The organism is Pseudomonas sp. LBUM1646, assembly GCF_059716165.1.
In genome coordinates, this window is sequence record NZ_CP166810.1 from 2409502 (window position 1) to 2428376 (window position 18875).

The following is an 18875-nucleotide window of genomic DNA, read 5'->3' on the forward strand; positions in this document are numbered from 1 at the left end:
GTAATTGAACCGCTGAGGTCGATGCGCTTCATGCGGCCTCAGCGACTGGTTGGCGGAAGACGGGAAGCGCTCCGGCTTGCTCGCGCAGAGCCTTCATGCCTGCCTCGTCGTAACCCCAGATGTTGCTGTCATCGAACCGCTCTGGGCCGAGATAGCCAGGGTGCAGCGGCTCCCCTGTTCGGATGTAATCCCGAAACTCTTTGACCAGGTCGCGCAGCGTGCCGCCGTGAGTGAACCCGCGCCATCGACCACCCCACACCGTTTCGTGTGTGAAGATTCGCTTGCCGCTGTAGTCGTCGATAAACCAAATCTTTCCGCGGTGATCGACTTCCATGCTGGCGTAGCGGTTCACGGACTGGCTGTAGAAGAACCGGCGGCCGTGGTCGGCGATGATTCGAATAACTTGATTGACCTGCTCGACGCGCTGGCGCTTCAGGGTGATTTTGTTTTCTGTGGGCATGGGGCGTCCTCAACGCTTTGGCGAGGTAAACTCGAAAGCATTCGTAAAGGGGGGAGTCAAAATGGGTAAGGTGCTTGCTTTAATAGGGGTCGTCCTCACTGCGCTGTATGCTTTTTTTACTTGGTGGCTGATTGGTGATCGAGTTCAATCTCTTCAATCAATGGCCCTTAATGAGGTAGGTGATTTTCTGGCCGGCGCATTTGGACCTGTGGCCATATTTTGGTTAATTCTCGGATTTTTCCAGCAAGGCATCGAGCTTCGTCAAGGGACTGATGCATTGAGGCTTCAGGCAAAAGAGCTTAGTAATTCAGTGACTCAGCAAAGTGAACTTGTTGCCGCCCAAAGAGAAAGTCTGAAAAATTACGAAAGATCACTTGAGCCGCTATTGCATTTGGATGTGACTGGTGCGGGATGGGCAGGGGAGGGCTTTGATATCGATCTTAATCTCAGTAATACTGGAGAGTATTGTGAGTCAGTATGCATTAAGCTTCATTCTCAGAATGGTGAGATAAGGCGGCATGATACAGACCCACTAATAAATGGGTCTAAACGCTTTATCCGATTTAGAAATCTGCACGAGTGGGAAGATTTCAATATCGTTGTTGAGTATAAAACTAGAAGTGGCTTATCAAATACTCAAACATTTAGTGCGGTTCACTATGAAGAGGACGGGACTCACTCTTACAATGTTCAAAAGCACGCGTTTTTAAATTAATTGGTTTTTAACTTTATGTACTCTAAGCGGCCAATCGCTGGTAAAGCTCTATGATGTCGGCGGCGTTAGCCCTGACCAGAGCCTCGGCTTCGTCCGGACAGACGCTGTTGCCGATTAGCCGCACCTGGTTCGTCTTGTTGATGGGCAGCCACTGCTCGGCACCGGTGAGGGGATCAATGAACAACCCGCGGTCGATGATGTAGTTCTCTGCAAAGCCCTGGGCGCGTTTCAGTTCAGGTGGCTGAAGCATTCGCAGGGTGATGTCCACCAGCACATAGCCGCCGACCATGACCATCTCGGCCGGGTCTTTGAAGTGCTCCGGCAGATGCTCGTGCATGAACGCAGCGCAGCGCCGGGCGCCTTCCATCTGCTCCGGCGTGAGCGTGTCCGGAACTTGAACAACTTCGACCAGCGCCACCCGGTCCTTTGTCGGCAGGGTATGCATCGGCTCTGCGAGCGAAATTCCGTCCTTCTCGTTGCCGTAGTACTTCACCAGGTAAGCGTTCACCAGACGCTGGTTGGCGCCGGATTGGCAGATGGTCGAAATCGGGTCGTAAGCCGATCGGCCGTCGCCTTTGTAGTAGCCGCCGTTTGCCTGTTCAAAGAAAGCCGCCGACACGGCGTGATGACCGGTGCTGGTAGCCACCACGCCGAGCGGGTTTTCTACGTCGGCCCCGACCGAACCCTTTCGCAAGGTGACCATGTTCGCAGCGACCAAGCCGTGGCGTGCAGCGCCGGCAAGAACAGTTTGCAGTGGTTCGGTAGGTTGGCTGCCGACTGCGTTCTGCCCGAAGGCCGTCAAGTGGCATGCAGCCAGCGCGAAGTGTCCGCCCTTTACCTGCGCTACCTGAGTGCGCAGCGGCTCGACCGCACTGAAGTTACGCTGCGCTGAGCCATTGGCGCACTCGGTAAGGAAGGGCGCCGCCACGGGCTGCACTAGGGCGTGGTGTGTGCCGCCGGCGCTGATGGTCGAAAGTGATTCGTCCGTGCCGTGGGTGCTGGTGTGCGCCGCCGAGGTGCCGCGCATCGGGACAATGAATGGCTTCACGCTGGTCAGCACGTGCCGCCAGCAACCTTTGGCCACCCGCCGCATGGTGTTCACAGCCATCGGCTTGTCGCGGAAGATCGTCCGGCCCAAATTGCTCCAGTCGATGCACTCGGCGGCGGTGCGCCAAGGTTGCTGTTTCGCCGTCGGCGTTTTGTGGCGCTTCGCCGCAGGCCAGACGATTGGCTTGCCGTCACTGCGCGCCACCAGGTACAGACGCTTGCGGATGGTGGGCGCGCCGGCATTGGCTGCGATGCGCTCGCGCCACTCCACGTTGTAGCCCAGGCCCCGCACCAGCGCTTCCACCGGCACGAACTCACCGATTGACTCAAGAATCTCCGGCATGTCCGGGTGATCGGCGGCAAGGCCGGTGCTCAGTGCTGCAATGAATGACTTGAACGTGCGCCCGCGCTCGGCCTTGATCGGCTGGCCTTCCTCATCGATCGGGCCCCAGTCGCAAAACTCTTCGACGTTCTCCAGGAACATCAGGCGCGGCCGGGTGGCATGGGCCCAACGAACAACAACCCAGGCCAGACCCCGAACACCACGGTCGCGAGGCGCGCCACCCTTGGCCTTGCTGTGGTGGCGGCAGTCGGGCGAAGCCCAAAGGATGCCAACGGGTTGCCCGCCGGTAGCAAGCACCGGGTCAACTTCGAACACGTCCGCGACATAGTGGGCCGTCTGCGGGTGGTTTGCGCGGTGAACCGCCAAGGCGATTGGATTGTGGTTCACCGCGACATCCGGCTCCCGGTACGCCCGGGCAATGCCAGTGCTGGCGCCGCCACCACCGGCGAACAAGTCCACTACCAGCTCTTTCTCGAACGGCAGGCCCATGCTTGGCTGGCCATGGATGAACTGGGGTTTCTTCTGGTGTGCGGACATAAGGCATCCTCGCCGGCTGGCGTGATTCAAAAAGTTGGAGTATTTATTTATGTCGAACTCAGCTTGGCTGGAGGCCGACATGAGATTGCAAAGTGATATCGATGCGCTCGCGGCGATCGAGGAAGACGCTCGATTGATGCTCAAGCGAATAGGGATCCCCAACGATGAGCAGAAGCTTGAGGTGGTCATTTGCCTGAGGCAGATCATCGAACTGGCGACCTACAGGAAGGCGATTGACCAATTTTCGGAGTCGTCAGTGCGATAGGTGAGGTCGGGTTACAGGGAAACTTCGCCAGTATCGATTCGACGCAGCTCCATCACCTCGACACTCTGGTGTCCGTCGGTGATCACCCAGCAGGGCAGATCAAGGTTGCGGAAGGTGCCGTGGTAGTTGCGATAGGCCCCGAGCGCGGCCTTTCGGAATGAGTCTGCAGCGACCTTGCCAATCGGCATTGGGCTGCCCCCCCCAGCAGGCTCAGCTCAAACACGACCGCATTTGAAATGCGCTTTGCTGCCGCCCGGATGGTGCTCGGTGCCAGCTTGAAATCCTTGGCGACTTCGATTACATGCTTGTAGGTCAGTGCATCGAAGATCTGTTGGTCGCGGGCGCCGTTGCGTAGGCCCGCATAAATGACTGCTTGCATGGGTTGTCTCCAGACAGGCGCCTGCCTCGCCGGCTGGCGTGATTCGTTGAAGTGGGGTATTTGTGTTCGGCCCGGCATGGAGCCGGATCTAGGAGATGCAGATGGCTACTGATTTCACGAAGGGTCGCTACAACGTATATTCGGGGCGGGGCCCAGCGGCACCCCTGATTGGTCGTATCGACGAGGACGAGTTCGTGCGAAGCAACACTGGTCAGTTGCTATATCGAATCGATGGTGAAGAGGTATATACCGCAGGACCAAGCGCTAAGTTCGTTGGCAGCATTACGGAGACTGAAGGTGGTCGCGCTATGGTTGTCGACGCCAATCATTTTGCTCATCTCACTATCGCCCCCGAATAAATAAACCTCAAAGCATCAGGCGGCTGCGCGCTTGAGTTGGTCGGTGAGCTGGGTTGGCAATTTGCGCAATGTCAGCGTGCCGCCGGCTTCGTCGAACTCGACCTTGTCACCGAGCAGGTGCTGATCAAAGCTGATCGATAGGCCATCGGCGCGGCCGGTGAAGCGCCGGAATTTGTTCAGGGTCTTCTTGTCCGGCGGGATCGAAGCCGAGAGGCCGTAGTCGCTGCCCTGGACGAACTCGGCAAACGCCAGTGGCTGCTCGTCGTCGAGCACTTCGGAAAGCTCGTCGAGCGTGATCGCCTCGCCCAATTTGGCCTGGGACAAGGCATAGCTGATCAGCGTGTCGGTCTTCTCGCGGGCGGATTCCTCGCCAAGGTCCTCGCCTTCAACGAAGTCACTGAACGCCTTCAGCAGGGTGCGAGTTTCGCCAGGGCCGTCGACGCCTTCCTGCGCGCCGATGAAGTCGCGGAAGTATTCGTTGAGTCTGCGGCCCTGCTTGCCCTTGAGGTACGAGATGTACTGGCGCGACTGCGGGTTGTTCTGCCATTCGCTGATGTTGATGCGTGCGGCCAGGCGGATATGGTCCAGGTCCAGGCGCTTGACCGTCATCAGGTGCAGCTCTTCGGTCATGGTCACCGCTTCCGTTTCCTGCACCAGGGCGATGGCCAAGTATTGGGTTAGGCCCTGCTGGTAATGGCAGAAGAGGGCGTGCCCGCCGGTGGTCAGATTCGACTCTTCCATCAGCTTGGTCAGGTGCTCGACAGCGGTGACGCTGAAGTCGAGGAAGTCGGAGCCGCCAGCCAGGTATTTGGCGAGCCAACCACTGAATGGGTGCGCGCCGGATTCTGCGTGGAAGAAACCCCATGCTTTGCCAGTCGCGGCGTTGTAGTTTTCGTTGAGCTGGTCCATCAGATCGTCGCGAGCCTGGCTCTCGACCTGTTCGGCGCCGCCGAGGACCAGAACAGCCGGAAGGCCGTCGGGCTTTTTGTCGATCTTGTGTATTGCGCTGTGCAGAACGGGCATTGCGGTTACCTCGGGTATGCGCCGCCCTCCGTGACCGGATGCGGTGGCGTGTTTGGTTCAGATGGGGTATTACAAGATTTCGATATCAGCGCTTAGGGATGTGCAGCTTTGGACGGATTCGTTAAGGAAGTAATACCGCTTCTTCAGTATCTGATTCCGGGTTTTTTGACGGCGTGGATCTTTTACTCACTGACTGCCTTCAAAAGACCCGATACTTTTGGGCAGATTGTGCAAGCGCTTGTCTTCACCTTTGTAATCCACGGAGCTGTTGCAGGCATCGGAAAACTATTGCTGTGGATCGGGGCGAAGGGCTGGTTAGTGCTTGGGGTCTGGGATGCGGACGCCATCACCATCTGGACGGGGGTTACTTCTGTGACAGTAGGTTTACTTTCTTGCTACCTCGCCAATACCGATAAACTCCACGCTCTGCTACGGGCGGCAGGTTTCAGCACTCAAACTTCATACCCGTGCGAGTGGTACAGCGCTTTTTCTAAGCACAAGCGATTTGTCGTTCTAAATTTACTGGACGAGCGTCGTATTTATGGGTGGCCGTTGGAGTGGCCAACTGAGCCGACCATGGGCCAATTTGTACTGCATGAGCCTTCCTGGCTCAACGACGATGGAACCGAAGAGCCTATGCCCGCCGAACTTTTTGTTATCGATGTCTCAAAGGTCGAATGGGTCGAATTCACCCCCAAAACATGGAATTGACAATGACTAGCAAAATACCGACTCCCCCTCCGTCAGGTGTAGTGCGTCCAGGGCGCGCTCCTCAGACCAACAATGCAAATCCTCCGGCTCCGACAAGCGTTAGACCGGCGGCGCCTAAAGCCCCGCCCCCAAAGAAGAAATGATCATTGGCGATACAATTTCATCCCCGGGATCCTGCTGAATGATCAGCAGGCTTTCCCTCTGAAACATCCGCGCCACGTTTTCGCTTATCTGCACTTTGTGGCGCGGACTTTCCACCGCCTGATAGGAAAGGGTTGGCCCGAGCGCATGAGCGTTCAGAATCAAGTTCTGCACCGCCTCGTTGATTTCCGTGATGCCGTTCCAGGCCATCAGCTCATCAAGCTTCTGCCGGGTGCCGAGCCTGACCCGGTGTCGCAGTTCCTTCTCGTCGTACTCGATCCGCTTCTCGGCGGCCTTCGCTGATCGCTCTTTTCCAGTCTTGGCCATGGCCAACCTCTTCTATGCCACTGGCCGGCAGCGCCAGCCAGGTTTGTCGTTTGCGTTGTTGGGTGCGGAAACGTCTCACGCTGCTACCTTGACCTGATTCCAGGCCCCGACCGCTTCAAAAATCCGCGCTGCGTGAGCCTCGTCGAGCGATATCGCTTCAGGAATAGCGATCCAGCCAGAGGCCACCATCTGGCTTGGATTGGCCGAGTCGCGCAATTGCTTATAGCAATGCTCGATTACCTCTTCGAGGTGGTCGGAGAGATACACGCCGTCCGGCGCCACCTCTATCGACTTGCTGTAGCGGTCACCGCAAGCATCAATACAGAGAGCGCTGAGGTAGATCGTCCAGCGGCGGGGGATACCACACACGGCCTGGCCAATCTTTCCGGGAGCGATGTTCTTCAGCGACTTGTAGTTGATCATGCCCTGGTGACCGCTGGGGTCGATGTTCACCACTGCGACGTGGTTGGTGGCCAGCAGCGAGCGACACGATCGGTCTATGCGTGCTTTGAGGTTGTGCGGTTTTCGTTTGCTCATAGCGAGTCCGCCATTTTGCGTAGAGCCTTGCGGTCGGCGGCCGATATCGGCTTTGGGCGCCGCTTGAGTACCGTTCCAGGGTCTATCCATTCCCGTCGCGCCGGCCTGGGCTCCATTCGAACCGGCGGCAACTCTTTGAAGGTGCCGCCGGGCCGCGTCCAGAAGTCAGCCATCGCAGCAGCGATTCGATCAGACTCGGTTTGTTTCACTCGAACTGCGTTGAGGTTGAGGCTGATCATGCTCAGGCTCCTAATCTATGGGCTTGCGCCCTGGCTTTGTCCGCGACCTCATCAACCATGCGATTCAGCTCCAGGTTGAACTGGACCAACTCTATGTGCAGGTTGGCGATGTAGTCTTCGTCGCGGTGAATTGTCTCGATGTAGAGCTGACAGTCTTCATCTTGGCGAGAATCGAACGATAGAAAGTCCCACCATTTCCGGCCCGTAACGAACATGCAGCCCTGGACCTGCGGCATGTGCTCCTCTGGCATGCCTTCGAGCCAAGTCCTGACGTGAATCGCCTCATTGAAGGGGCACTTCGACTCGGTGCCCCCGTCATCGTTGATCAGGCCGTCTGGCGAGCAGCCGAGCCAGTCATACTTCGGGTGGACGATGAACCCCGACGGTATGACGATGTTGCCGGTCAACATCTCGTAGGCGTCCTGCGCCTTCTGCTCTTCGGTGTGGCCCCACTTCATGGAAGCACTGCTGACGTTGTGTTTCGACTTCTTTGCCAGTCGCTCGAAGCACAGTTCGCGCATGTAGGAGGTACGCGCTTGCATCGGCTCGCACTTGCCATTTTTGTCGGGCTTACCCCAGGCCAGAACGTCTTTAAACCGGCTGGCGGTTACTCGGCCAGATCGGTCAGCATTCCACTTTTCAGTGCCTTGAAGTTCCGCTCTCACTACGCCGCTTCCTCGGCCTGAGACAGGCCATCGCTGGTGCCAGTCATCTCGGTGAAGTCGCCATCAACGGTTGCCGCCATACTCTTGAGCGCTTCGTGGCATTCAAGGCCGATTGCTGCGCGCTGCTTCGGCTTGAGGCCTGCCCAGGCTGCCGCATAGGCTTCAATGTCCTGCTGCTTCGCGACGACCAAAAGGTCTGCGAAGACGCCGTCGATTTCCGGCGATGGGGATTTTGGGCCGAACGACACGCCGGCAGCGGCGGCGGTGTTTGAAGCCTGCTTCGCAGGAGTGATATCGATTTCGCCGCCGTAAGAGTCTTCGAACTCATCGGGTGTGTAGACGCCGAGGATGACGTCAGGGCAGAAGAGTCGCGCCCATTTTTTCGTCACCAGGTAGGCGATTTGCTGCTTGGGATCTTCCGCCCAAAGCGTAGAGTTCCGCGTGCGGACCTGGGTGAGCAGAAGTTCCAGAATGCGTGGATCATCTTCGCCTTTGAAGGTTGCCCAAACCTTGATCCCGAGGCCTTTCTCGTCGTCAAAGCTCCAGTCCGGCACCCGGTACTTCTTGAACTCACCAGTGTCCTCGTCCTTCTTGGTCCGGCTGGTGACTTCGCGCATCTTCCCGATGACGTTTTCCCAGGCGCCGAACCATTCGAAGTTCAAGCGACCTTTGACGGGCGCCTTGGCGGTGATCACTGCGTTGACGAGCTGCGCCTCATAGCTCAATGCGCCGCCGTTGACGATGAACGTCTTCTGCGCGACCGCGAAAGGGTTCATCTGCCACTGCATTGCTTGCAGCACTACCGCCATGCAGTCAGCTTGATTGCCCTTCAGATGCTTGGGGACTGTTGTCACGCCCTTCGACATCATCAGCGCGAGGTCGCTCATCGACTTCATGGTGCCCGGGTCGAGAATGAGCGCTGCCGCGTTGTGCGATGGATCGTGGTACGTGGCAAGGCCAGTTGGTGCTTGAGTGTCTGAATCGTTCATTGCGCTCTCCGTGGCCGACAAGGAGTTGGTCGGCCTTAGGTGGAAAGGGTGGTTAGAAGCGGATGGCTTGCAGCCAGGCGCGAGCAGTGTCGAGGTCCACGTCGAAACCCAGGGCTACAACCTCGACAATGTCGTCAACCGATGGGGTGGTAGTAGTCATGTCGTCGGATTTAGCAGCGGCTGCATGTGCGCCGATGGGCACGACTTCGACCTTCTCTGCGACCACTGGCGCAGCCACCTGGGTGACTGGAGCTGGTGCGGCAGCCTGGGCGCGCAGACGGGATAGTTCTTCCTGATCGCGTTGGTATTGCTGGTCCTTCAGGGTCTGAGCGTCTTGATCTCGCTGCAGTTGCTCGCGCTGCCGGTTCAGCTCTGCCTGCTGGTCTGCGATGCGCTGGCGATCTTCTGCTGCGATCCGTTGGCGCTCCTTCTCCGCGTTTTCATCGGCAATGCGTTGCTTCTCGCGCAGCTCGTCGAGCTCCTTCTGCTGGGCCCGCAGCTTGGCGGCAGCCTCTTCGCGATCAACAGCAGATTTGTGCAGCGCTTCCAACTGCTCGATAGCGTTGTCGCGGGCGATGGTGCCTTCAGCTTCGAACTCGGCATATTCTTCAGGCAGGATCAGCGACTCCTTAACGCCTTGCAGAATGTTTGCGACATCAGCCGCGCTACGGTTTGCATATGCGGCAGCGACAGAGCTGAAGCGGGTGATTTTTGCCCGAATGGCTTCGACACGTTCTGCTTCGACGCGCTCGCGTTCGGCTTTGGCGTCTGCTACACGCTTTTCTTCGGCCTTGATTGCTTCATCAACAGGTGCTTCGATCGCCAAGACTCGATCCTTCAGCGCCTCACCGAACTCCTTAACCTGGTTGACCCGAGCCTGGGCATCTTTGACTTTCTGTTGATAGGGTACGAGCGCCGTCTTGGTGGTGTTCGCCAGGGCATAGCGCACGTCGCGGATATCGACGCGAACTTCCTTCGCATTCGCCAAGCCTTCGCTGGTCGAGCAGTCAACAACCAGCTTCGCGTAAGTGGTTTCCAGACGAACGATCTGTTCTTCGTGCGGCCGATATTCGGCGATGTCAGTGACGGCAACCACAGGAGCTACAGGGTTTTGTGCGCCGGCGGTTTCGCTCATTTCGAGCGAATCTTGTGCGGGGGCTTGCTTGGTATTTGCGGACATGACAGTTCCTTGCGGCGCGGTGCGCAGCTTTGAAAGACGTGAGAGTTATTGGGTAACGCGATCAGCGAGGGCGCTGAGCAGCATCAAGAAAGCGAAGAGGGCGAGGACAGGTAGAGAGCCGCGCCAGATCAGCAGGCGCCGGGCACGCTGGCGACTGGTCACCGGAACACCCGGTAGGTCATTGAGTGCGGCACCTGGCAGACGCCAGGCGCGTCGCGCTTGACGTTGTAGGCGAGCATAACCACAAGCAGACCAGCGGCGAGCAGCCAAAAGACTGGCTTCATGGCCGAACCCTCACGGCGATCCGACCGCCCTTCATGGTTGCCGCCAAACGACGCGGCAAGCTGGCGACCAAGGATTCGCGGGACTTGCCGATCACCTCGTTGAAGGGAAGGCCGAAACCCAGCAGGACCAGCTTCGTTTCGATCTCATCGAGCTGCTCTTCGATCAGGGATTTAACCGGTGGGGTCGTCATGCTGCAGCTCCTTGCTTGATCGATTCGTTGTAGGAGGCGTAGATCTGGTCGACCCGCGCCCGATAGTGGCGGTGCTCGTTGTCGTCGATGACGCGCAGCAGGTAGGCCAGAGTGATGACCGAAGTTGCCGCCGAACTGGCATTGGGCTTTCCGAGGTCGCGGATCATGTTGTCGATCTCGCCCTCTATCCAGCTGATTGCTGTTTGATGGTCACGCTGCTGTGTGTTCACGGCGATTTCTCCTTAAGACCCCAGAATTCGCCGATCGCATCAGTGGCGGCGGCGACACGTTTAGCGCTGGCCTTGAGCTCGGTAAGTTCGCGAGCCTTCTGATCTGCGATCGCCTGGGTGCGCTTCAGCGAATCGGCTTCGTAGTCGTGGAACTCGTCCGGCTGCGGCTTCTTCTCGCGCCCCCAAGCGTCGTAGCGCCGGTCCCAATCCCTGGCCTGAGCACTGTCTGCATAGCTGGTTGCCATGGTCGCCTCCAGGGTGGCGGGTTAAGCGACTTTCGCTTCGCCGGTGAAGATGTCGATTACCGCCTGACTCTGGTCCTGCACATCGAGGAATAAAATGTTCGCCGGGGGAAAGATGTCGACACGGCCGTCCGGATACTCAACGACCGCCACTGTGTAGTTTCCAAAGCCGGTATCAGCTTCAATCGTGTCTACACCCCAGTGATGGAACAGCGCTTTACCAGCGCTTTTGAAGCCGGAGCGGGAATTGCCGATTCGAGTCATAACTGCGCGCATCGCAAATACCTCTGTGGTTGATCCAACAAAACTCGGCTGCACTCATCCGTTCCGCTGGTTGCCGTTGGGCGCGGAGGGGAGTGCATGCGGCTTTGGTCGGGAAGGGGTAAAGCTGAGTAGCCTTAGGCCGATATGGCCTAGGTCATACTTATTTATTTGAACGTCTAGGAGCTGTTGAATGTTTTCAATAAGGAATGCAACGCTGTGCCTGTCCCTGGTCAGCTTTGGCTTTGCCAGTAGTTCTTTCGCGAAATCGCCCGTTGATACGCATCAAGTTGCTGTAACGCTCGTTGCAATGGAGCAGATCTGCAATAAGGCAAACCCTGCCTTAAATGGATCTATCGAAAATGCTATGGCCAGCGATTCTAAGATGGACGAAGCGACCAAGGCCGAAGCTCGAAAAGTGAATTCAGACCCCGCTTACAAGGGAGAGGTGGGAGTCATGGTGCAATCTCTCAACAGCTCAGGTATGGCGGCAATGGCGCAGGATATGTGCAAAAGCTACGCCGCAAAATAGTTCGGTCCGCCTCATTGGCTCGCCACTAACGATTCGCTTTGGCGGTGCAGGTGGGCGGTTATAGGCCGCAGTTTCGTCCGCATCGGGGTGTGATCTGGCGGGTCTGTCTCATCCTCGGAAGTAGCGAACCGCCGATTTGCAACCACGTCGCCGCGCTTAGATGCTTCGTCACAGATCACACTCCGATGCGGCCTAGTGCTGGGGAGTACCAGGTGCTCGGGCAGTTTTCGTCAGGCTGACGTGGCGCTGGTTATTCAGCCTGTCCCGCCAGAGGCTGGTAGCATAAGTTCTTCTTCTCAGAGCATGGAAGTGCTATGCACCAGGTTGTCGCTAGAGCGCTGGACGTGATCGCATTAGAAAGCCACGTACCGGAGTCCGCAGAGGCTTTCAATGCAGTCCAGGCAGTCGTGACCGAGTTTGGCGAGCTAGATTTGGCTGATCGGCTTTTTGCCAATATCCCTGAGTCGATCCCGTTTCTACTGGTGACTAAACTCTTCAACTTGCTGGCTTGGCAGACAGACGACAACGGTTCGGCGATGACTCGCTCTATTGAGCGTTGGCTGGCAGAAGGAACCAATCTGCGCAAGATTCAGATAGCTCTCAATCTCGACGTCTACCCCTTTCTGGACGAGCGCGAGATGTATCGAGTGCTGTGCCGTGTGGCTGAAGCCCAGCCGCAGGTGGCCGATAAGTGCCATCAGATGATCAGCTCCCGGCAAAATCGGTAGCACCTGGTCCGCATCCCAAAGCCCGCTCAATGAACGGGCTTCAGTGATGCTTTCCGCCGTAACCCGCTACTGGCGTCGGTCACTGGCCTATCCCAAATTGTTCTTCCAGCCGCGGGCCTTTCGGCTTGTTCTCCCGCTGGATAACTGTTCTTGGCGTTTTACGCTGTACGCCCGGGTCAGTTGCCAACCCTCTGAACCGTTGAGGCCGGTTCATCGCTGCCTTTGAATCTGGGCCGGTGGTGATCCGGCAATGTGATGCGGTGGAGCTAAAGAGCGGCGGGTTTCTCGACCCTTCGCAGCTGGTCCCGAAGTGGGGACTGGGTTGCGATGGATGAACATTACCTGTGGGTAACTTCATATGCAATACCTGAAGGTAATTATTTTTGCGTGGGCGAAAAAAAAGCCCGCACTGGGCGGGCCTTCCGTGTTGCTTGATTGTCATTCTGTTGCTGTGAAGACCTTGCGCAGGCCAGCCATGTCCGCGGCGCTGATTGAGCTTTCGGTATTGCAGACTTTGAATTCTACGATCTTGGCTGCTGCGAGCTTCTGCAGCGTTGCCCGATCAATATCCAAGTCGAATGTTTCGATAGCAGCAGATGCCGAGCGATCCGGTTTGTATTTGGCCGTCAGATATGGCGCCGGCTCTCCATCAACCAGCCAGTCGACATGATTGCAGTCGTCGTACTGCATGGCATCAGCAAAAGTGATGAGCTGAACTTTGTACTGGTAGGGCTTCACCTCACCCTTTGGGTAAAAAGCGATGGTAGAGGTTGCGAAAGTTTCCACTTCAGAAGGGATGGTGTTCCATGCAACCACCCTTGCCCCATTGAATCGATCTGTTTTGTCCTCGAAACCCCCGACCGCAGATGCTGCTGAAAAAGACAGCAGGCCAACGGTGAGGTATATCGGCAATGCACGCATGTGGTTCCCTCCAGAATTTAACCGCATTTTACCATTCGTGGCGCACGGCCACCACGCGCCAAAGCCGCACGTCGCCGGCGCAGAACGCTCGCGCATGACGCGGCTCTACAGTGCACAAACAACCAGGTGAGCTGCAATGAGCGACGATCAGAAAGAGAAGGCGATAGCTGTCTGGCGCAGGCTGCTGGAAGAGCCTGAGATCCGAATGAGCGTCGAGGAACAGTTCGAAGCACTGGTAATGATGGCGGACGAATTGAAGCGCACTGGCGTGATCGACAGCGGTGATTGGCGGGAGATGATGGAGGAGGCGAACGCCTTTTATGCGCACACCATCGAGGGGCTGGAAGGCGGGACGTGACAGAGGAGTTTCAGGCAAAAAAAGCCCGCCAAGGGGAGCGGGCTGTGAAGGGTCATGAGGACATGCAGCAACATAGACCATCGCTCGCTATCTGCTAAAGGTAGAAACAAAAAGTCTGGCGCATGGCGGGCTTTCGTTTTGACGGCGGGATGGCTGATAGAATCGCCTGACTGACACATGGAGGTGCTGATGCGCGGATTAATGATGGCGAGCCTGGTTCTAGTCTTAGGCGGGTGTGGGGGCGGAGATATAGCGCAAGTGCGCAAGGCGGTTGCTGATCAGCTGAAGGACCCAGATTCGGCGAGGTTCAAAAATGAGCGGGTAATTGCCAGTAATGGTATATGCGGAGAGGTGAATGCGAGAAATGTTCATGGCGCCTACTCTGGGTTTTTCCCATTTTTTGCGATCAAGACGCCTACCGGTTTTGACGTGGCGCTGGATCCTTCCTTTTCAGACCGGTTTTCCAGCAATGCATGTGGCTATACGCTAGCCAAAAAAATCATCACAAATCCCCAACAAATAAATGAGATACCGGGTGTCAGGTGGATTGTCTTGGCAGCTTCGCTTAGCAGCGAGCAAACGGCAGAAAGGCTATTTCGAGAGCTATCGGATTTGGGCTGGCAACCCAGCGTTAGGAGAGCTGATGGCGAGAGCCAGGTGTTACTGGGGCCTTTTGAAACCAGGGCAAAAGCTCAGGCGATGGTTGATACGTTGGCCAACAAGAAGATTTCAAGGGGCATCGTACTGCAGTATCAGAAACCAGAGAAATAAGGCTGGTGATTACTGGATGCCAGAAACAAAAAGCCCGGCGCTGGGTCGGGCTTCATTTACTTGCAAGTCCCGCCTTTATGATGGGAACCCGTACCGCCTACTAAGTGTGTGCCTTTGGGGCACGCCGAGGCAGAAAACGAAAGAATCGACAGCAGAGTGACCAAGCCAAACACAGTAAGATTCTTCATGATGCCTCCATGCACTGCGGGGTGCAGTATTAGGGCATCGGCGGAGCGGGGGTTTACTTGAAAGAAAGCCCAGCGCCGATCTGGGCTCTCTGGAGATGGGGCCAAATCCCTTTGGCTGACTCTTTATTTGGCGAATGGCCACCATTGGTCGCATGGCGTGCCATCATATGGAACGCTACCGAGGGGCTACCCTCTACCCTGTAGACCACTATTAGGGACTCCAATGAGAGAGGCACAGCGCAGACTGGCCATGACAGCCTGGCGCGAGCTGTTCGCACTGGCTGGAAGTCAAATGGATGCAGAGGTTAAGTACTTCGGGTTGTTGAGGCGGGCTGATGCCATGGAGCGCGCCGACCTCATCACTAGCGACGAGTGGCGCAAGCTTGTCCAGCAGGCCGGGACGTCTCTCGCCAGCACCGCGCAGTGCATGGGCGGACCAGGGTAAGGCAGAATGAAAAAGCCCGGCGCTGGGCCGGGCTCTCTAATGAGGCTTATGATCGTCTCACCTTGGCGGGAAGCCGTATTTAACCGAGATGAAAAGAAAAAGGCTTCCGGCTGTCATAAAGCTTAGGCTCGCACCTTCGATTTTTGACAGCAGTGCAGGAATAAAGGCGCAGATTACAAATGCAATGCCGGTGGGCGCGGTTGAAAACGATATCCCCCTGACTATTGCCTGCTCAATCGACACTGCCTGTCTGATTCTCAGGTCATTGCCGATGCTGATGACCATGGCGACCAAAAAGAAAGCCATGGAGCAGTTCGTTAGATTTGAAATGAACGACTCAATCATCACTTATCCCTGTGAGCAGCCTTAAGAATAATCAGGCCAATAAAACCGCCAATGCTGCCGAAAATAAAAATCGCGGTGTTTTTGTCTATGCCTGGTGCGAAGTACTCCACACCAGTTGCGCACACTGCTCCAGACAACGTCGCGCATCCGGCTAGCACCGCAATATCTCTAGCGTCCAAATTGAATATCTCTTTCCATGTGAAATGCGTCATCTGTCCGACCTCCGGTGTATTTGCACATGATGCCAGCAATGGCGTCAGGAACACTTACCGGCGGCGAGAAAGTTCTTGGTTCACCAAATCCACTGACCAGATCCATTACCTCGAGCCATTCGACCTAGCCTCTCACAATCCTTCCCGTCTTCACCTCGTCAGCGTGGCGGCGAATCTTTTCTTGCTGAGCTTTCAGTAGAGCGGAGATCTTCATAAGCGCAACGGCTTCATCAGGCGACTTGCCGCGGCCAGCCATGCTGGTCAACTCGGCGACTGACCAGCCGATGACTGCAGTCGCATCCTCAAGGTCGTAGAACAGCTCCTGCTGGGCTGTTCTGGGGCCATCGAGCCCTTGTATGAGATCTGCCATCTATTTGACCGTCCTGGTTATTGCGCCGGCTTTGATCTCATCGGTGTAAACGGTCAGCCGATCCTCGTCCGCATGGAACACGGTGCACATCTTAAGCAGCGCCTGGGCGTCCGCCTCGTTGCCAGCCAGGCTCAGCCGCTCGGCGACTCGTATCAGCTCAACGGCGGACCACTTCAGGTCAGATGCAACGCCCTGGAGGTCTCGCTTTAGGTCTTGATTTGGCTTGGTGAGAGGCATGGTTTCTCCTGGATGTGCGCCTGCATCAGCGGTCGTACCGCTTGCCACCCGTGGAGATGAGATAAAGCGACTCTGAGTAGGGTAGGCGGGCGATAATTTTCGTGTTGTTCACCACTGCCCCCATGGTCACCCCTCGGCAAAGCAGGCTAACGCTGCCCTGTAGTCGCTCGCACATGGCGTCGGCACTGTCGATAAAGTTGGTCTTGTTAAGTCTCAGCATTATCACCGTTCGACCCTCAGGCACTGCGCCGATCGGTGGCACGGCAAAAATAGTTATCTGGGTGTAGATGACTATCGCGACTAGGGCGACGATTCCAGCAATCACCAGCTTTTTCATGGAGTCCGTTCCTTTTGGTTTGTAGTGCGAAGTAGTGCGTTTGTTACCGGGAGTACATCGCCCACCAGAACACGTGCCCCAAGATCGCGATGTGCTGGTCCTGAATTTCCTGGAAGGTGTAGTCCTCGTCCGGGTGCTCGTCACGGTTGAAGCTGCGCAGACGGATGCCAATAGGCAGGCGGTAAACCTGCTTTACGCGGAGCTGGCCGTTGTGGTTGATCGCGTACATGTCGCCGTCGACGATATCGCCTAGCGTGTTCTTGCCGACGTTCACACCTACCGTGGCGCCATCGCGCAGCACCGGCAGCATGCTGTTGCCGCTTACCACCACGCATTTCGCGTTGCTGAACTGCACGTTGTTGTGGCGAAGGTCTTTCTTGAAGAAGCGCAGTCGGGCGTTGTCGCTTTCCGCGATCGCAAATCGACCAGAGCCAGCCGCCAGCTCCACTTCCTGAAGGAAGGGCACGTAAACCTCGTCGTCATCGAGCGGGGTTTCGTCATCCCATGTCTCGATGGAGGAGAGGTGATCGGTCGGCCCCTTCCTGGCTCCGTCGCTGTCGGCTGCCATTCCGGCTTTATCGAGTCGATATCGGTCCAGGCCCAAGGCCTGCTCAATTTCCCGAGCAAAATCCTCGCCGATATTCTTCCTGCTCGATGCAGGCATCGATGTTGAAAGGCATCGCGATATGTAATTGGCGCTTTTGCCAAGGGCGTCAGCCAGGCGTGCCTGCTTTCCCTCGAAGCGCTGTTTCATGAGAGAGCGCAAGTTTTCGCGGCGAATATCTGAAATTTCCATCGCCAAATCATCCCTTCCTGTTACCAAAAGGTAAATTCCCTATAGGTATTGTTTTGTGATTACCTATGGGTAATAATAAAATTACCTATAAGGAGGCCCGACATGCGGACCAAACACCCAAGCCTGCTGGCCTGGCTCAAGGCGGCAACTGATACCGATGTCGCTCGCACCGGGACCACTCGCGCATACCTGAGATTGATCGCCTACGGGCACAAAACCGCGTCTGCCGAAATCGCTGCTCGCACCGAGAGCGCGACCGGAGGGTCGGTTACGCGCCAAGAGCTAAGGCCTGAAGACTGGCGCCAAATTTGGCCCGAGCTTTCCGCCGCCTAACCCAGCCCTGTCACACCGAAAGCGGAAGTGAATCTATGGCCTACGACGATAAAGCGCACCGGCACGAGCATCAGGTGAAGGTGCGCCTCGATGACGAAGTCTTTCAGGAGCTGAAGGACGTAGCCCGCGACATGAAGCTGCAACACAGCGTGCTAAGCCGAGAAATAATCGAGGCCGCGCTTGAGGTCAAGCGAACGCTCGGAGAGCTGCCGTTTGAGCTGGAGAAAAGACGCGCCTGAGAAGGCCATAGAGAGGGATTCATGCCCAGTGCAGTAGTGGAACTCAGGAAGGGCGCAACAGAAGAACTGGCGCGATGGGCGTCAGAGATCGGAATCACCCCGGATGCCTTGGCCTCCGAGCTTTTACGACTGGCGATGCCAGGGCTCAAGAAAGCGATCTGCGACAGCGCACCACCCGAAAGCAACGTGGTTGCTTTCCCGCCAAAGCGGTGATTCACAGCCCTTATTAGGGACCGCAGAGCGAGCAGGGCAGGCCGGTAACGCGTTTCAAGATTGACGCCGGTCCCTGGTTCGGGACTGCGGGAAAAGTAGGTCATGGGTTCATCCCTGATCAGTTGATGAACGAATTATTGCCTTGTTGGCGTATCGCCACCACGGAAACAGAAACGAGGTTTTACGAATGGAAGATTTCCTGCGGGCTTGCCAGAGCGCTGTTCTGGATAACGAGGCAAAAGCACTGGCGGCAAAGATGGGCGTTCCGCATGTAGGTCTTCTTCAGCGCGCAAACCCGGACAACGATGCTCACCACCTGACCGTGGAGCATTTGTTCGGGATTTTGCTGCACACCGGCGACATGCGCCCGCTGATGGCGCTCGCAAATGAATTTGGTTTCGACCTGGTCGCCAAGACCGCGCCCAAGCCTCAGGCGCTGACCAAGTCGCTGATCAATGTCGGCAAGGAAGTGGCGGATCTGACCATCGCAGTTCACCAAGCGCTCGACGATGACCGCGTCAACACCTTCGAGAAAACCCTGATTCGCCAAGAAATCAACCATGTCCGGCAGAGCCTGGACGTAATGGATGCGTCAGTGAAGGCCGCCTGATTTTCCGCGCATGCGCGGAAATCGGTGCCCTTGCATTCCGCACTAGTAAATATGCGGATCCGACGGGCACAAAAAAGCCGACGGTCGAGGTCGGCTGATTCGATAACACTTAGCG

General features: G+C 56.7%; 34 protein-coding genes and 1 pseudogene. 13 read left to right on the forward strand and 22 right to left on the reverse strand.

Going from position 1 to position 18875, the window contains the following annotated elements:
* Positions 1-28: 28 nt before the first annotated feature.
* Complete coding sequence (locus tag ACA071_RS10925; protein WP_497644300.1) at positions 29-460, reverse strand: YoqU family phage-derived protein; 432 nt, start codon at positions 458-460, stop codon at positions 29-31.
* A gap of 61 nt (positions 461-521) precedes the next feature.
* Between ACA071_RS10925 and ACA071_RS10930 the strand changes: the two genes are divergently transcribed.
* A complete protein-coding gene (locus tag ACA071_RS10930; protein ID WP_497644301.1) occupies positions 522-1175 on the forward strand; it encodes a hypothetical protein in 654 nt (217 codons plus the stop codon).
* 22 nt (positions 1176-1197) lie between these two features.
* Here ACA071_RS10930 and ACA071_RS10935 read toward each other — a convergent pair whose 3' ends face one another.
* Positions 1198-3102 (reverse strand): DNA cytosine methyltransferase, encoded by a 1905-nt coding sequence (locus tag ACA071_RS10935; protein WP_497644302.1) that lies wholly within the window; start codon positions 3100-3102, stop codon positions 1198-1200.
* Positions 3103-3181: 79 nt separating this feature from the next.
* On the opposite strand from ACA071_RS10935, the gene ACA071_RS10940 reads away from it, so the two are divergent.
* Positions 3182-3367: a hypothetical protein gene (locus ACA071_RS10940; RefSeq protein ID WP_497644303.1), complete on the forward strand. Its 186-nt coding sequence runs from the start codon at positions 3182-3184 to the stop codon at positions 3365-3367.
* 82 nt (positions 3368-3449) lie between these two features.
* Here the strand turns inward: ACA071_RS10940 and ACA071_RS10945 are convergent, their stop codons facing one another.
* Complete coding sequence (locus ACA071_RS10945; protein WP_497644304.1) at positions 3450-3746, reverse strand: hypothetical protein; 297 nt, start codon at positions 3744-3746, stop codon at positions 3450-3452.
* A 101-nt stretch (positions 3747-3847) separates the two neighbouring features.
* On the opposite strand from ACA071_RS10945, the gene ACA071_RS10950 reads away from it, so the two are divergent.
* On the forward strand, positions 3848-4105 hold the full coding sequence (locus ACA071_RS10950) for a hypothetical protein (protein ID WP_497644305.1): 258 nt from the start codon (positions 3848-3850) through the stop codon (positions 4103-4105).
* A 15-nt stretch (positions 4106-4120) separates the two neighbouring features.
* Here the strand turns inward: ACA071_RS10950 and yejK are convergent, their stop codons facing one another.
* Positions 4121-5128 carry a nucleoid-associated protein YejK gene (yejK, locus tag ACA071_RS10955; RefSeq protein WP_497644306.1) on the reverse strand — a complete coding sequence of 336 codons (1008 nt, stop codon included), beginning with the start codon at positions 5126-5128 and terminating at the stop codon, positions 4121-4123.
* Between the two features lie 108 nt (positions 5129-5236).
* On the opposite strand from yejK, the gene ACA071_RS10960 reads away from it, so the two are divergent.
* Positions 5237-5839 (forward strand): DUF6338 family protein, encoded by a 603-nt coding sequence (locus ACA071_RS10960; protein WP_497644307.1) that lies wholly within the window; start codon positions 5237-5239, stop codon positions 5837-5839.
* Positions 5840-5953: 114 nt separating this feature from the next.
* On the opposite strand, the gene ACA071_RS10965 is transcribed toward ACA071_RS10960, so the two are convergent.
* From ACA071_RS10965 to ACA071_RS11015, 11 genes are all read right to left on the reverse strand, one after another.
* Positions 5954-6307, reverse strand: a complete 354-nt coding sequence (locus ACA071_RS10965; RefSeq protein ID WP_497644308.1) for a hypothetical protein — start codon at positions 6305-6307, stop codon at positions 5954-5956.
* A gap of 75 nt (positions 6308-6382) precedes the next feature.
* Positions 6383-6844, reverse strand: coding sequence for a hypothetical protein (locus ACA071_RS10970; RefSeq protein WP_497644309.1), 462 nt, complete (start codon positions 6842-6844; stop codon positions 6383-6385).
* Complete coding sequence (locus ACA071_RS10975; RefSeq protein ID WP_497644310.1) at positions 6841-7083, reverse strand: hypothetical protein; 243 nt, start codon at positions 7081-7083, stop codon at positions 6841-6843. The genes ACA071_RS10970 and ACA071_RS10975 overlap by 4 nt, the downstream gene beginning before the upstream one ends.
* A 2-nt stretch (positions 7084-7085) precedes the next feature.
* Positions 7086-7748 (reverse strand): lambda exonuclease family protein, encoded by a 663-nt coding sequence (locus tag ACA071_RS10980; RefSeq protein WP_497644311.1) that lies wholly within the window; start codon positions 7746-7748, stop codon positions 7086-7088.
* The gene (locus tag ACA071_RS10985) at positions 7748-8737 is read right to left on the reverse strand and encodes a RecT family recombinase (protein ID WP_497644312.1); all 990 of its coding nucleotides are present in this window, start codon (positions 8735-8737) and stop codon (positions 7748-7750) included. Before ACA071_RS10985 ends, ACA071_RS10980 begins: the two co-directional genes overlap by 1 nt.
* 52 nt (positions 8738-8789) lie before the next feature.
* Positions 8790-9872 carry a coiled-coil domain-containing protein gene (locus tag ACA071_RS10990; RefSeq protein ID WP_497644313.1) on the reverse strand — a complete coding sequence of 361 codons (1083 nt, stop codon included), beginning with the start codon at positions 9870-9872 and terminating at the stop codon, positions 8790-8792.
* A gap of 203 nt (positions 9873-10075) precedes the next feature.
* On the reverse strand, positions 10076-10201 hold the full coding sequence (locus ACA071_RS10995) for a hypothetical protein (RefSeq protein ID WP_497644314.1): 126 nt from the start codon (positions 10199-10201) through the stop codon (positions 10076-10078).
* Positions 10198-10392, reverse strand: coding sequence for a hypothetical protein (locus ACA071_RS11000; RefSeq protein WP_497644315.1), 195 nt, complete (start codon positions 10390-10392; stop codon positions 10198-10200). The genes ACA071_RS10995 and ACA071_RS11000 overlap by 4 nt, the downstream gene beginning before the upstream one ends.
* Entirely contained in the window at positions 10389-10622 is a 234-nt protein-coding gene (locus ACA071_RS11005) for a hypothetical protein (protein ID WP_497644316.1), read from the reverse strand. The genes ACA071_RS11000 and ACA071_RS11005 overlap by 4 nt, the downstream gene beginning before the upstream one ends.
* On the reverse strand, positions 10619-10867 hold the full coding sequence (locus ACA071_RS11010) for a hypothetical protein (protein WP_497644317.1): 249 nt from the start codon (positions 10865-10867) through the stop codon (positions 10619-10621). Before ACA071_RS11010 ends, ACA071_RS11005 begins: the two co-directional genes overlap by 4 nt.
* A 21-nt stretch (positions 10868-10888) precedes the next feature.
* Positions 10889-11140 carry a hypothetical protein gene (locus ACA071_RS11015; RefSeq protein WP_497644318.1) on the reverse strand — a complete coding sequence of 84 codons (252 nt, stop codon included), beginning with the start codon at positions 11138-11140 and terminating at the stop codon, positions 10889-10891.
* Positions 11141-11318: 178 nt separating this feature from the next.
* On the opposite strand from ACA071_RS11015, the gene ACA071_RS11020 reads away from it, so the two are divergent.
* Positions 11319-11657, forward strand: a complete 339-nt coding sequence (locus ACA071_RS11020) for a hypothetical protein (protein WP_497644319.1) — start codon at positions 11319-11321, stop codon at positions 11655-11657.
* Between the two features lie 314 nt (positions 11658-11971).
* Positions 11972-12385: a hypothetical protein gene (locus ACA071_RS11025; RefSeq protein ID WP_497644320.1), complete on the forward strand. Its 414-nt coding sequence runs from the start codon at positions 11972-11974 to the stop codon at positions 12383-12385.
* A 438-nt stretch (positions 12386-12823) separates the two neighbouring features.
* Here the strand turns inward: ACA071_RS11025 and ACA071_RS11030 are convergent, their stop codons facing one another.
* Positions 12824-13306, reverse strand: a complete 483-nt coding sequence (locus tag ACA071_RS11030; protein WP_497644321.1) for a hypothetical protein — start codon at positions 13304-13306, stop codon at positions 12824-12826.
* A 136-nt stretch (positions 13307-13442) separates the two neighbouring features.
* Here ACA071_RS11030 and ACA071_RS11035 point away from each other — a divergent pair, with 136 nt between their 5' ends.
* The 3 genes from ACA071_RS11035 (at position 13443) to ACA071_RS11045 (ending at position 15068) form a co-directional block, all read left to right on the forward strand.
* Positions 13443-13664: a hypothetical protein gene (locus tag ACA071_RS11035; RefSeq protein ID WP_497644322.1), complete on the forward strand. Its 222-nt coding sequence runs from the start codon at positions 13443-13445 to the stop codon at positions 13662-13664.
* 189 nt (positions 13665-13853) lie between these two features.
* Entirely contained in the window at positions 13854-14435 is a 582-nt protein-coding gene (locus ACA071_RS11040; protein WP_497644323.1) for an SPOR domain-containing protein, read from the forward strand.
* A gap of 480 nt (positions 14436-14915) precedes the next feature.
* Entirely contained in the window at positions 14916-15068 is a 153-nt protein-coding gene (locus ACA071_RS11045; RefSeq protein WP_497644324.1) for a hypothetical protein, read from the forward strand.
* Positions 15069-15125: 57 nt separating this feature from the next.
* Here ACA071_RS11045 and ACA071_RS11050 read toward each other — a convergent pair whose 3' ends face one another.
* From ACA071_RS11050 to ACA071_RS11075, 6 genes and pseudogenes are all read right to left on the reverse strand, one after another.
* Positions 15126-15374 (reverse strand): hypothetical protein, encoded by a 249-nt coding sequence (locus ACA071_RS11050; RefSeq protein WP_497644325.1) that lies wholly within the window; start codon positions 15372-15374, stop codon positions 15126-15128.
* Positions 15375-15412: 38 nt separating this feature from the next.
* Complete coding sequence (locus tag ACA071_RS11055; RefSeq protein WP_497644326.1) at positions 15413-15625, reverse strand: hypothetical protein; 213 nt, start codon at positions 15623-15625, stop codon at positions 15413-15415.
* A gap of 124 nt (positions 15626-15749) precedes the next feature.
* Positions 15750-15995 (reverse strand): hypothetical protein, encoded by a 246-nt coding sequence (locus ACA071_RS11060; protein WP_497644327.1) that lies wholly within the window; start codon positions 15993-15995, stop codon positions 15750-15752.
* The gene (locus ACA071_RS11065; RefSeq protein ID WP_497644328.1) at positions 15996-16232 is read right to left on the reverse strand and encodes a hypothetical protein; all 237 of its coding nucleotides are present in this window, start codon (positions 16230-16232) and stop codon (positions 15996-15998) included. It abuts the gene before it with no gap.
* A 25-nt stretch (positions 16233-16257) separates the two neighbouring features.
* Complete coding sequence (locus ACA071_RS11070) at positions 16258-16569, reverse strand: hypothetical protein (RefSeq protein ID WP_145306144.1); 312 nt, start codon at positions 16567-16569, stop codon at positions 16258-16260.
* Between the two features lie 43 nt (positions 16570-16612).
* Positions 16613-17083, reverse strand: a pseudogene (locus ACA071_RS11075) (S24 family peptidase); the annotation flags it as partial.
* A 384-nt stretch (positions 17084-17467) separates the two neighbouring features.
* Here ACA071_RS11075 and ACA071_RS11080 point away from each other — a divergent pair.
* The 4 genes from ACA071_RS11080 (at position 17468) to ACA071_RS11095 (ending at position 18760) form a co-directional block, all read left to right on the forward strand.
* Positions 17468-17698, forward strand: coding sequence for a transcriptional regulator (locus ACA071_RS11080; protein WP_497644329.1), 231 nt, complete (start codon positions 17468-17470; stop codon positions 17696-17698).
* A 35-nt stretch (positions 17699-17733) separates the two neighbouring features.
* Complete coding sequence (locus ACA071_RS11085) at positions 17734-17937, forward strand: hypothetical protein (RefSeq protein WP_020799051.1); 204 nt, start codon at positions 17734-17736, stop codon at positions 17935-17937.
* A gap of 21 nt (positions 17938-17958) precedes the next feature.
* Complete coding sequence (locus tag ACA071_RS11090) at positions 17959-18150, forward strand: hypothetical protein (RefSeq protein WP_447789454.1); 192 nt, start codon at positions 17959-17961, stop codon at positions 18148-18150.
* Between the two features lie 187 nt (positions 18151-18337).
* Positions 18338-18760, forward strand: coding sequence for a phage regulatory CII family protein (locus tag ACA071_RS11095; protein ID WP_497644330.1), 423 nt, complete (start codon positions 18338-18340; stop codon positions 18758-18760).
* The last annotated feature ends 115 nt before the right edge of the window (positions 18761-18875 follow it).